The following is an 11,756-nucleotide window of genomic DNA, read 5'->3' as shown; positions in this document are numbered from 1 at the left end:
TTTTATTTATTTTTAAGACAGTTTTTTTACACTACCCCACTAACTGCAACCAGACGGGCAGCGTCAGCATCGCCAATAGCGTCTGGCCGGTAATAATTGCCGCCATAAGCTCTGCATCACCTCCCAACTGCCGAGCAAGAATGTAAGCAGATGTGGCGGTAGGCAGCGCTGCAAACAGCAGCGCCACATCACGACTGATAGGGTCCAGCCCCACCAGCCACGCTAATAGCAGCACCACCGCAGGCATTAACAGCAGCTTGATGCTATTCGTCGCTATCACGCCACGATCAAGCCGTAGCAGTGCTGCAGGGCGCAGCGCCACGCCCACAGCAATGAGCCCTAACGGCAGCGCCGCGCCTCCCAATAATCCTACGGTATCCTCGCTCCAACCGGGCAAACCAACCCCCGAAAGATTGAGTCCGATACCTGCCAGGCAGGACAAAATCAGCGGATTTTTAGCCAGTGCGAGGGCACTTTGGCCAAGGCTTCCACTGCCCAGCGTCCCTGCCGCGACAAAGCTTGCGACGCACATTACGTTCACCACCGGTACCATGAGTGCCACCGCCACAGCAGCGGTAGTCGCCCCCATGCTGCCATGCAGTGCCGCGGCTCCTGCGACACCCACGTAGGTATTAAAACGCACGGCGCCTTGGAACACCGACGTGAACGCCGCAGGCGTTAAGCCAAGGTAACCACGACAGCGCCATAGCAACAGACCCAAACCCCCCATCGTGCCGAGCAATACCAACGCTATGCGCCCAACCGGTACTTGGCTGACATCTGCAGTGGCCAGCGTGCCTATCAGCATTGCTGGAAATAGCACAAAGTAGATCAGACGCTCCATTTGCGGCCAGAACGTAGCACTTGGCCAACGACCATAGCCAATGGCAGCGCCCAGTAAAATCAATAAAAACAGTGGCCCAAGTGCGCCAGTAATGCTCTCCATTGTTATTCCTTGTTAACTGCGACATCCCAGCACAGCGACATCCGTGCGATTACTGTTACCATGAAACTAACTTCCATCTTACGGCCTGCGTAGTGACCATTCTGCCATGAAGAACTTGCCTAAACCTGTCTACTTTACGGGTTTTCCAGCACTGAAAGTGCTTATCCTCATCACGGGCATCTCACTGGCCGCCTGCACGTGGTACGTGTTTGCCAATTGGCTGCGCGATGATGGTGATATTGCATGGTTTACACCAGATGCCAACTGCAACCTACACACCAGTACGTGCTCGGCAGTACTGGGCGATAAAGGCCGCCTAACACTGACCGTTGATGCCGATGGCCGTATCGACGCGCTGGATATTCTGCCACTGGATGTAGAAGTAGAGGGCCTCAACCCAAGCCATGTGACGGTCGACTTTATTGGGCGTGATATGGATATGGGCTTACACCGTTTTGGATTAACCGCTACTGCACCCGGGCACTTTCATGGCCAAGGGCAAGTCGGTATCTGCACGCAAGACGTGATGCCCTGGCGGGCGCGGGTTATCCTGGAAACACCGGAAGGCAAGTTGGGCAGTTGGTTCGACTTTGACGTGATTAGGAGTTAGTACGTATGGCCGCTAAACCAAACAATCGTAAAGCACTCTGGCTGGGCTTAGTGCTAATACTTGTCTTGCTGACCATTTCGGCTATCGGCCTTTACCAGTTTGCTTTCCAGTCAGACAGCGATGACGTGACGGGGGGACCAATAGAAATGCCGTCTACTCAAGGTGATTTCTCTCTCTCCCAGCTAGATAAAGACGACATTGCGATTGTTTCATTTGGCTACACCTACTGCCCAGATGTTTGCCCAATGAATCAGGCCGTTAAACGCCAGGCATTGGCCCAGCTAAGCGACGCACAGCGCGAACGCGTGGTGCCGATAATGATAACGGTTGACCCTGAACGCGATACGCTGCCACGCATGGAAGAGTATATGCAGTTCTTTGGTGATGCGTTTATCGGCTTGGTGGGCAGTCAAGAGCAGCTTGAAGATGTAGCAGCACGCTATGGCGTTATTTGGCGGCGAGTAGAGGCACCCGATTCAGCCATGGCCTACACCATTGACCATAGCGCCTCGCTTTTCTTGGTTAACCGCAACGGTGAAATTTTACAGAGAGTGCTCTACTCCCCAGCACCGCACGGCTTAGTGTCAGCGCTGGAGAATGAGTTAGGTAGCTAGCCAAAATACACGACGAAGTATCTGGATTTAGGATGTACTTGGAATTAAGGCGTGCTTTGTAGGTGTTCAAGCATCGCCATTAGCGCTCTGGCTTGAGTGCCATCACGCGTGTCGTGCAGCGGGTTGAGCTGCCAAGTACTTTCGGCAAAGCCCCACCAATCCCAGCACCCCTGAGGATTAGCCATACTGCTTTCCGCCTGCGGGTATAGCACCACTTGACCATGGTCTGCTGCCCAACGGTTCAAACCACTGTGGCGTACAAACGTATCGCCAATGGCATCAACGCTCATTTGACAACCATGCAAGGCTATTGTGACAGGACACCCTCCCGCCTCACACGCCCCAGGAATAAACAGATACCCCACATCAGCCAAGCCTTTAACCGCGAACTCCGACTGATCAAAGGCCATCACTTCGCCCTCGCTAGCATTAGCCTCACGCTCAGGGTAAATCCATGAGAGCATATCGCCAGCCACGTTCTCATCACAGGCAAGCACATGGCTACCACCGCCCTGGCGACAGTCGCCAAGTGCCTGGGGGCTAGCGCTGGCCTGCTTCGGCAGTTTGATGGGCCAGCCATGGCCTGTGTTCTCACTGCGCACGAAACGCAGCTGTTCTGAAGATGCCAGCCAGCGCTGCCACTGTTCTGCTAACAAACTCCCCAGCTCTGGAGAAACCGTGTCATCTTCATCACCGTGCCATACATAGGCACGCAGCTGGCTTAATGCGTCGCGCTCCCCCACCTGCTCAAGCGACTCGTAACGCTCGCGCCGACGGTCCAGCTCATCCAAGGAAGGCAACCCACGGCGGGTGCTCATGCACTGGTTAAGGGCCAAACTGAGCGCGCCCTGGGCACAGCTCCAAGGGCCCGCCGCTAATACACCTACACCACTAAAGCGCTCAGGCCAAGCAACCGCCAACTGTGCGGCCATGTAACCGCCAGAAGAGACACCTACCACGCTCGCGTGATCGCTCGCTGCGCTTAGTGCAGGTAAATCACCAGGCACGGCATCTGCTTCAGCGTGAACAACCGTGCTGCCCAGCAGTAACAGCGCACCCAAAAAACAAGATGTAGAAGCGGCGGGACGTGTCATTTACTCGACGCCTAACAGTTCAACACGGAACGTCAGCATTTCATTTGGACCAATAGGGCCTTGGCCGCCTTCACCATAAGCCAGCTCAGCAGGGATATATAGCATCCAGCTGTCGCCAACGCTCATCAGTTGAAGCGCTTCCTGCCAACCTTCAATGACTTGATTTACCTGGAAACTCACCGGCTGACCACGCTCAAAGGAGCTGTCGAATACGGTGCCGTCCAACAGCATGCCTTCATAGTTCACTTCAACGGTGTCTTCAGCGCCAGGAGTTGCGCCGTCACCGGACTCAAGCACTTCATACTGCAAGCCAGACTCAGTCACTTCAACTTCTTCACGCTCAGCGTTTTCCGCTAAGTAAGCTTGACCTTCCTCTAGATTAAGCTGGGCAATTTCAGCGGCTTCTTGCTCGCGCTCTGCCATAGAACGCTCTTGGAAAGCGACCAGCGCCTCCATCATTTCTTCCTCGCTTAACGCCAACTCTTTGCCATCAAAGACATCGCGCATACCGTCCGTAAATGTATCTAGATCGAGGTCTTCAATATCAGCCTGCATGCTCTCGCCTAGAGTGACACCTAAGCTATAAGCAAGGCGCTGTTCGTCGGTTTCAGGAGCCGCTGCCGCGAACGGAGCAACCAGTAACAAACTCGCCAAGGCGGTGGAAGAAAACAATGCTTTCATGTAAAAAACCTTATCCAACGGCGCAACGCGCCAAATGTTTGAGTAGCTCAAAGACTAACACCCGCCACCTCAAGCTGCATTACCTGAGAAAACGGGTGTTAGTAAGACCGCTATTAAGTTCAGTAGTTTGGTGTCTTAAACGACCAATGTGGGACAGTGTGCCGCACCCGCCACACGCTGGGAGACACTACCCAACAGCAGGTTTTTCTCACCGTTGGTTCCTTGAGCGCCAATCACGATTAAATCGCACTCCCTCTTTCGGGCAAAGCGCACAATGGTTCGTGAGGGGCGGCCGCCTTTCACAAACGCCCTTATTCGCGCGCTGTCCGCCCCCATCTCTATGGCATAGGACTTGGCGTGGACTGCAATTTCCGTGGCGTACTCTTTCAGTGCATCATCGGGCAAATCAAGTTTATTCGGCCGCACCATGGAAAGCGATGCTTCCAATAAGCTGTGGTGCTTAAAGACACACAGCAAATAAAGCTCTGCACCGGTAAGCATATGCAGGCCAACCGCTTTATCGAGCGCCTTAATCGCCCCTTTCGAGCCATCTACGGGAATTAAAATGCGATTAAACATCCGCGTTCTCCTTGTGACTGCTTAGCGGAAGGCAACATCACGCAAGAACAGCGCAATTTGCGGGAACATGATCAGCAGCGCCGCCGCTAAAATCAGCATAAAGATAAAGGGCGGTGTGCCTTTGATGACTTCCCAGTAAGGCCGCTTAAAGATCGCAATCGCGGTAAATATATCGCAGCCAAAGGGTGGGGTCGCCGAACCTATGGCTACCTGCAGCGTAATCAAAATACCTACCAGAACAGGATCCAGACCGGTCGCCGCAATTGCCGGAGCAAAAATTGGCGTAAGCACCAAAATGACCACAATCGGGTCAACAAACATACAAGCGACAAAGAAAGAGATACAGATTGCAATCAGTACGCCTGTCGGCCCAGCTTCATTGACGCCTACCGCTTCCAAAATCATTTGTGGAATCTGCGCGAACGAAATTATCCAGGAGAACCCATTACCAACAGCGACCAATATAAACACCACTGCGGTAATTAAGCCGGTGGATTTAGCAATCGCATAAATATCGTTCATTTTGAGCGAACGGAATACCACAAACTCAAGCAATACGGCATATAGCACACAAGCTGCAGCGGCTTCTGTCGGGCTAAAAATGCCTCCGTAGATACCGCCAACGATAATGACTGGAAAGCCTAGCGGCCACAGTGCTTTTTGCACAGCTACAGCACGCTCTTTCCAGCTAGCGCGGGGTTCGGTAGGCACGCCTTTTACCACAGCGTAAACGATGCAATAAACTGAAAACATAAACAGGATCAGAAGCCCTGGCCCAATACCCGCAATAAACAGCTCGCCAATGGATGTTCCTGAAATAACCCCATAGATGATCATGCCAATACTTGGGGGTATCAAAAAGGCAATATCACTCGCGTTGATGATCAGTGCCAGCGTAAAGGGATCAGAATAGCCCGCTTTTAGCATCTTGGGTCGCAGCGGTGAGCCCACTGCTACTACGGTTGCCTGAGTAGAACCAGAAACCGCGCCAAACAGCGTACAGGAGGCCGCCGTACTGACCGCAAGACCGCCTTTGATATGACCTATAAAGGACATCACCATATCAATTAAGCGATTGGCCGACTGACCTCGTGTCATTACATCTGCCGCCAATATAAACATTGGCACCGCAATCAGCGAAGCAGGCCGAATACCCGCCATCATCTGTTGAATCAGCGTATCCATTTGGCCGAAGCCGTTAAACATCATATAAAAACCGATCACCGCTGCCGTAATCAGCGGGATCATCATAGGAAAGCCCAGCAGTAGCAGGGCAATCATGGTGACTACCATTATCGTCGTCATAGCGTTCCCCTAGAGTGCAAGCCCTGCTTTACACTTCTGTTTCGGTGTCTTTGTAACCGTCAACTACCCCTGTCGAGAGATATACATCCCGAGAGGTAAGGTTTTTAATTGCCGTTAACAGGTACTGAATGCCCGTAATGAGAAAACCCATCGGTACCCAGATATAAATGATCCAAATAGGTAGCCCGAGTGACGGCAACACGCGACCTTTGCTTTGGAGATCGAGGATGTACACCACGGAGTAGTACAGCAGGAAAAACATGACGAGGGAGGTAAAGAACGAAATACCTATCATCAATACCTTGCGCCCCCCGACAGGCAAGGCATCGTAGATGGCTGACATACGAATATGACGACCGTGTCGAGCAGCGTAGCCGATACCCGCAAAGGTAATCATAATGATCAAAATACGGTTTAATTCCCCTGAAAACATAATGCTATTGCCAAATACAAAGCGGGCAATAACATTAGTGACCGTATTCAGCGCCATTAGCAAAACCCCCATCGCCAGTATGACTGACTCGATTTTGCTAATTGCAGTGTCGATCACGCCTAGTATGCCGGGCAAACCAGAGCTGTAATTCTTTTCGGATTCTTCTTCGGTCATGGCCGATCTCCTCTTATGCAGCGTGGCAGCTAACGATTAAAAACCTAGTGCCTCTTCTTTCACTGACCACCGAACGGAGCGTGTCCAGCCTTACTCATTTTGTAGCGTAACGGTTAATAACTCTTTCCGCTTCAACGCTGGATGTACGTAAATTTTTCTGTGTTTTACGCAAGGTAACGAGCTTTTTTTTGTTAGATGGCTATCAGCACCGGGTGAGCGTATAAAAATAAAAAAAGGGCAGCGCTGGCTGCCCCCTAGGTGATTTACCGTTCAAAACAAGTGCACTAAACGGTAAATTATTCGTTAGTTACGGCTTCGAGATCAGCTTTAAACTGCTCCAACAGCTCAGCACCTTTATCACCCGTCATTTCTAAAAAGGCTTCTTCAACCTGAGGAGCACGGTCACGGAAAGCTTGGATTTGTTCTTCATCCAAACGTGTCACAGTGACTTCATCCGAAGCTTCCTGGATTTTAGCTAATGCCTCGTCGGCTAGCCCTTTAATGTGCTCGATTGTGTGATCATAGGCAGCAGCAGACGCTTCCTGCACTAGCTCTTTGTCTTCATCGGACAAGCCTTCATAGAAGTCTTGGTTAGCCATCATGGCGGTAGTGAACCAGCCATGGCCTGTGAAGGTAAGGTGCGGTGATACTTCATATAAACCGCCAGACTCGATCCAGAAAATCGGATTTTCTTGACCATCGATAATGCCGGTTTGCAGGCCACCATATACTTCGCCCCACGGTAGCGGCGTTGGTGTTGCACCAAAAGCATCATACGTTTCTGAAAGCAATGGATTCGTCATGGTACGAATTTTCTTGTTATTCATATCTTCCGGCGAGCTGATCGGCTCGTCGGTGGTAACGACCATTTCACCTTCAGGGTACATCTTCAGTAGCTCAAGGCCTTGTTCAGCGTAGAGCTCAGGGAACATCTCGTTGATGGCCTTACTCTCATCAAAGAAAGTCAGGACGGTTTCTTCATCTGTTGGTAGCAGGTAAGGGATAAAGAAGATTTGCGCTTCTGGGATAAGAGAACCCGTGAAACCAGGCGACTGGTTTACAAACTGAAGAATGCCGTTTTGGGTCTGCTCCATGATGTCATCAGATTCACCTAACTCACCAAAACGGTAAACCTGAACGCTGTGATCGGAATTCTCTTCAATATAGTCTTTGAATGCGTAAGCAAACACATCTTGGACATCGCCTTCGTACTCTTCGTGGGCGTAACGCCAGTTATCTGCTTGAGCAGCTGCGCTGAGACCAAATAGTAGTGCACCAACGCTCGCCGTCGTCATTAACTTAGTCGTTACTGAACGAGTCGAAATTAACTTGCTTGCCTTCATGCAGAGTTCCCCTAGCAGTGGTAAGCGCGCTATGCGAGTGCGCTAATATTTAATTTTTGTATAATGCGTGTCGCTCTTAAACGCTCTGTTAGTTGCCAGTGACTTTAGAGTAACTATTTATAAAATCATCATTCATAAAGCCTATCTTTTTGAATACGTTTAGAAACAGTTACACAAGCAATAACAACCTTAAAACACGCGTTATTCAAAAATAGCTTAATTTCAGGCTAGCGCGGTCGCTCGTAGCGGTCAAGCCGTTCCGCAAGTATAGCAATCGCCTCTCTGACGTTCTCGCGCTCGGGTGACACAACTACTTGATCAAACGCAAGGCCATCAGAAAACAGCTTACTTTGCAGCCATTGTGCGACATCTTGCTTACTTATAGCGCAGTTTGTTAATTGCTGGTTAAGTTCAGACGTTTGCAATATCCAGTGTTGCCAGCGTTGAAGGTTCTCACGCTCAGCTTGAAGTTCGGCCTGCTGAAGTGTCTTTCGCAACTGGGCAATGCCCTCACTTTCTGCTGCTTGTGGCTTAAGATCACGACGCAACTGCCGCAAAACAGCTGTGATCGATTGCTGCCAACACTCCCGCGCTTTGCGCTCCATTGACAGCGCGCCAAGCGTTACCTGAAGACCGTAGTGGTAGAGCCAGCTATGCACTAGAAGCTCACACACATCCACCCCTGCACTATCTTGCAGAACAAGGCATGCTTGCTCGACTCCAGGCTGGGCATAAAATGTCAGCGCAAAATCCCATAGTGGAGCCTGCTGTAAGCGCTGGAATCGGTTAGAATCGAACATTGATTTACCCACTTTTTTCGGGAGAATGCATGATCGCACTGCGCCAAGTCGCCCTGCAACGGGGTACACAAACGCTACTCGATAACGCTGACCTTACGCTCCACAGCGGTATAAAGGCAGGCATTATCGGGGCAAACGGCGCCGGTAAGTCGAGCTTATTCAAACTTCTGCTAGGCGAGCTCGGCCCCGACCAGGGCGACGTCGAGATGAGCGGCGGCCAGCGGATAGCCCACATGGCCCAGGAAGTTGAAGCGCTGGATCGCCCCATTGTGGAGTACGTGCTGGATGGCGATTATGCGCTGCGACAAGCGGAGGCTGATCTACTGGCCGCGCGCAAAGCAGACGATGCACATCGGGAAGCCGAGCTACATGGGCTTATCGAAACCCTGGATGGCTACACGGCAGAATCGCGGGCATCACAGCTGTTAGTGGGGCTCGGGTTTGTGCAAGCGGATCTTAAGCGGCCTTTGTCAGACTTCTCCGGTGGCTGGCGTATGCGGGTGAACCTAGCCCGCACGCTGTTTATGCCTTCCGACTTATTACTGCTTGATGAGCCGACTAACCACCTGGATCTCGATGCCCTACTTTGGCTAGAACAGTGGCTAACCCGCTACCCTGGCACATTACTGCTGATTTCTCATGACCGCGACTTTCTGGATGCCGTGTGTGATCACATTGTGCATATGCATCATCAAACGCTCGAGCTTTACCGCGGCAACTACTCTCGCTTTGAGCGCACGCGGGCTGAAAAACTCGCTCTACAGCAAGCAGAAGCAGCCAAACAGCAGGCTCGCCGCGAAGAAATTGAGCGCTTTATAGCGCGCTTTCGCGCCCAGGCAACCAAAGCAAAGCAGGCGCAAAGTCGTGTAAAAATGCTGGAGCGTATGGGGGATATTGCTGTTGCTCATACGGATTCGCCTTTTCACTTCACGCTGCCTGCCGCAGATAAGACCTCACATCCGCTGCTCGTGCTTGACCAAGCGACCCTCGGCTATCGCAGCGAAACAGGCGATGTCGCGCAGTTAGAGAAGGTCAACATTACGTTATTACCCGGTAGTCGCATCGGCCTGTTAGGCCCCAACGGCGCGGGCAAATCGACACTGATTAAATCACTGACCGGTGAACTTGCGCTGCTAGAGGGCAAGCGCGTGCCAGGTGAGCATTTAGCCATTGGCTATTTTGCCCAGCACCAGTTGGAAAGCTTGGACGTGACGACGACGCCGTTTGTACATGTGCAACGGCTCTCTCCCAAGGCGAGTGACCAGGAAATTCGCAATTTCCTAGGTGGCTTTGGCTTTAAGGGCGATGACGCCTTTGGCGAAGTTGGCACTTACTCCGGCGGTGAAAAAGCGCGCTTGGCGCTCGCGCTGGTCGCCTGGCAGAAACCCAACCTGCTGCTGCTCGATGAGCCAACCAACCACTTGGACTTGGAAATGCGCGAGGCGCTCACCGAGGCGCTGGCAAGTTTTGAGGGCACGGTCATTCTTGTGTCTCACGACCGGCATTTATTGCGTGCCACGGTTGATGAATTCTGGCGGGTAGCAGACCATCGTGTTGAACCCTTTGATGGCGATCTCGATGACTATCGAGCATGGTTAAAGGCGCGTTTGGAAGAGGGCAGACGCGATGCGCGTAGCGAAAAAAGCGAACGCCAAAGTCAGCAGCCTAGCGGTGACCGAAAAGCCGCTCGCAAAGCAGCGGCGGAGCTGCGCGAGAAACTGCGACCACTGAAAAAAGAGCGTGATCAAGCTGAAAAAACTCTGGAGAAAACTCAGCAGGCGCTTGAAGAAGTAGAAGCTATTTTGGCTGACCCGACACTTTATACCGACAGCGCTCGTAAAGCAGAACTGACCGAAGCACTTGCCCAACAGGCGAAAATCAAAAGCCGCTTGGACACCGCCGAGCAGCAGTGGCTCGCCGCCGAGGAAGCGCTGGAAACAATGGAAGCAGAGCTATTAGCCAGCGAAGACGCCTAGCCCTGCGCTGACTAATACTGGCTGCTTTAATCTAGTCAAATTAAGTAAACTAGCTTTCAAGCATGAACGTTACCGGCCCATCGTTAATTAACGCCACTTGCATATCAGCGCCAAATTGGCCGGTTGCAACGTTGGGCCAGGCAGCGGATGTCTTAGCCACCAAATAGTCAAACAGGCGCTCGCCTTCAGCAGGTGGTGCAGCGCTAGAGAAGCTGGGGCGCAAACCTTTGCGAGTATCAGCGGCCAACGTAAACTGAGATACCAGCAGTAAGCCTCCGTTAGCCTGTTGAAGGTTATGATTCATTTTGCCTTCTTGGTCACTGAAAACGCGATAGTGCAGCAGCTTATGCAGTAGTTTTTCAGCATCAGCCTCACTGTCGCCCTTTTCAACGCCCACTAAAGCCAGGAGACCATGGTCAATGGCCCCTACCATCTTACCTTCGACCGTCACGCTGGCGTTTTTTACCCGCTGAATCAGTGCCTTCACACTTGCCTCTTGCGATGTGTCCCAAAGAAAATACAGTGTACTCGCTGGCACAGGCGTCAGACAAAACCCTTATTTGAATTAACCCTGGCCCAGTAGCGCATCGCGAAAATCATCGCTTAGAGGACGCTCGCCCAACCAAATACCAAACATAGCGCTGGCGAATTCAGCACTGTCATCTTCAAATACCACATCGCCATTCAAGGCGAGCTGCAGCGACTCTCCATCCCAGCTGAGTAGATAGCGATCACCAGGCACTACAGCACGATAGCGCTGATTCAGCCGCTCTAGGTCCTCCTCAATCTGGCTAAACTCATAGAGTGTCAGCGACTCTTTTAGCGTTTTCTCAGTCGCTTCAGCAAAATCAGCCGCCTCAATGTTATGAAAATAAGCTAACTCAAGGCGACGAGGGACATCACTCAATGGCAGCGGCTCAGTTTCTCCCTCAAGCTGATAATAAGCTCCTGCATAGGCGGTCCAGATCATATAGCGGAACACACCACTACCCATTAACGCGTAGTGCTGACCATTAATTTCCACGACGCGCTCAAAGCGCTCTCCTCGTTCAGTCACACTATCTGCCAGCACACTGGGTGCCAATAAAAGTGTACCGACTGACAGCAGCGTGCCCAGCATTAAAGGGTGTTTGTGTACATATAGCATAGCGAAACCTCTATTTTTCGGAACACTAACTATACATACACAAAACAAAAATAA

The 11,756-nt window shown here is 51.7% G+C and carries 13 protein-coding genes; 3 read left to right on the top strand and 10 right to left on the bottom strand.

All coding sequences use genetic code 11. From position 1 onward, the window contains the following. Positions 1-31: 31 nt before the first annotated feature. On the bottom strand, positions 32-946 hold the full coding sequence (locus K7H08_RS09355) for an AEC family transporter (protein ID WP_231657755.1): 915 nt from the start codon (positions 944-946) through the stop codon (positions 32-34). 106 nt (positions 947-1,052) lie between these two features. Between K7H08_RS09355 and K7H08_RS09350 the strand changes: the two genes are divergently transcribed. Beyond that, complete coding sequence (locus K7H08_RS09350) at positions 1,053-1,556, top strand: hypothetical protein (protein WP_038479535.1); 504 nt, start codon at positions 1,053-1,055, stop codon at positions 1,554-1,556. Positions 1,557-1,561: 5 nt separating this feature from the next. Continuing rightward, positions 1,562-2,170, top strand: a complete 609-nt coding sequence (locus K7H08_RS09345; protein ID WP_231657754.1) for an SCO family protein — start codon at positions 1,562-1,564, stop codon at positions 2,168-2,170. A gap of 44 nt (positions 2,171-2,214) precedes the next feature. Here the strand turns inward: K7H08_RS09345 and K7H08_RS09340 are convergent, their stop codons facing one another. From K7H08_RS09340 to K7H08_RS09310, 7 genes are all read right to left on the bottom strand, one after another. Continuing rightward, positions 2,215-3,264 carry a prolyl oligopeptidase family serine peptidase gene (locus tag K7H08_RS09340; protein WP_231657753.1) on the bottom strand — a complete coding sequence of 350 codons (1,050 nt, stop codon included), beginning with the start codon at positions 3,262-3,264 and terminating at the stop codon, positions 2,215-2,217. Then, on the bottom strand, positions 3,265-3,945 hold the full coding sequence (locus K7H08_RS09335; RefSeq protein ID WP_038479544.1) for an FKBP-type peptidyl-prolyl cis-trans isomerase: 681 nt from the start codon (positions 3,943-3,945) through the stop codon (positions 3,265-3,267). It abuts the gene before it with no gap. A 135-nt stretch (positions 3,946-4,080) separates the two neighbouring features. After that, positions 4,081-4,524 (bottom strand): universal stress protein, encoded by a 444-nt coding sequence (locus K7H08_RS09330; protein ID WP_009723217.1) that lies wholly within the window; start codon positions 4,522-4,524, stop codon positions 4,081-4,083. Positions 4,525-4,545: 21 nt separating this feature from the next. Then, on the bottom strand, positions 4,546-5,829 hold the full coding sequence (locus K7H08_RS09325) for a TRAP transporter large permease (protein ID WP_038479547.1): 1,284 nt from the start codon (positions 5,827-5,829) through the stop codon (positions 4,546-4,548). 28 nt (positions 5,830-5,857) lie between these two features. Beyond that, on the bottom strand, positions 5,858-6,436 hold the full coding sequence (locus tag K7H08_RS09320) for a TRAP transporter small permease (protein ID WP_038479550.1): 579 nt from the start codon (positions 6,434-6,436) through the stop codon (positions 5,858-5,860). A gap of 296 nt (positions 6,437-6,732) precedes the next feature. Next, the gene (locus K7H08_RS09315) at positions 6,733-7,779 is read right to left on the bottom strand and encodes a TRAP transporter substrate-binding protein (protein ID WP_038479553.1); all 1,047 of its coding nucleotides are present in this window, start codon (positions 7,777-7,779) and stop codon (positions 6,733-6,735) included. 227 nt (positions 7,780-8,006) lie between these two features. Further along, on the bottom strand, positions 8,007-8,579 hold the full coding sequence (locus K7H08_RS09310; protein WP_231657752.1) for a TIGR02444 family protein: 573 nt from the start codon (positions 8,577-8,579) through the stop codon (positions 8,007-8,009). 29 nt (positions 8,580-8,608) lie between these two features. Here K7H08_RS09310 and K7H08_RS09305 point away from each other — a divergent pair, with 29 nt between their 5' ends. Beyond that, positions 8,609-10,555, top strand: coding sequence for an ATP-binding cassette domain-containing protein (locus K7H08_RS09305; RefSeq protein ID WP_038479559.1), 1,947 nt, complete (start codon positions 8,609-8,611; stop codon positions 10,553-10,555). A 49-nt stretch (positions 10,556-10,604) separates the two neighbouring features. Here the strand turns inward: K7H08_RS09305 and dtd are convergent, their stop codons facing one another. Together dtd and K7H08_RS09295 are read right to left on the bottom strand one after the other, a co-directional pair. Next, positions 10,605-11,042: a D-aminoacyl-tRNA deacylase gene (dtd, locus tag K7H08_RS09300; protein ID WP_038479561.1), complete on the bottom strand. Its 438-nt coding sequence runs from the start codon at positions 11,040-11,042 to the stop codon at positions 10,605-10,607. A gap of 78 nt (positions 11,043-11,120) precedes the next feature. Continuing rightward, complete coding sequence (locus K7H08_RS09295; RefSeq protein ID WP_231657751.1) at positions 11,121-11,702, bottom strand: chalcone isomerase family protein; 582 nt, start codon at positions 11,700-11,702, stop codon at positions 11,121-11,123. Positions 11,703-11,756: the final 54 nt, after the last annotated feature.

This window comes from Halomonas sp. IOP_6 (assembly GCF_021151565.1).
Lineage (GTDB): Bacteria > Pseudomonadota > Gammaproteobacteria > Pseudomonadales > Halomonadaceae > Vreelandella > Vreelandella alkaliphila.
The sequence above is the reverse complement of the archived record's forward strand: the minus strand, read 5'-3'. Positions and strand labels throughout refer to the sequence as shown.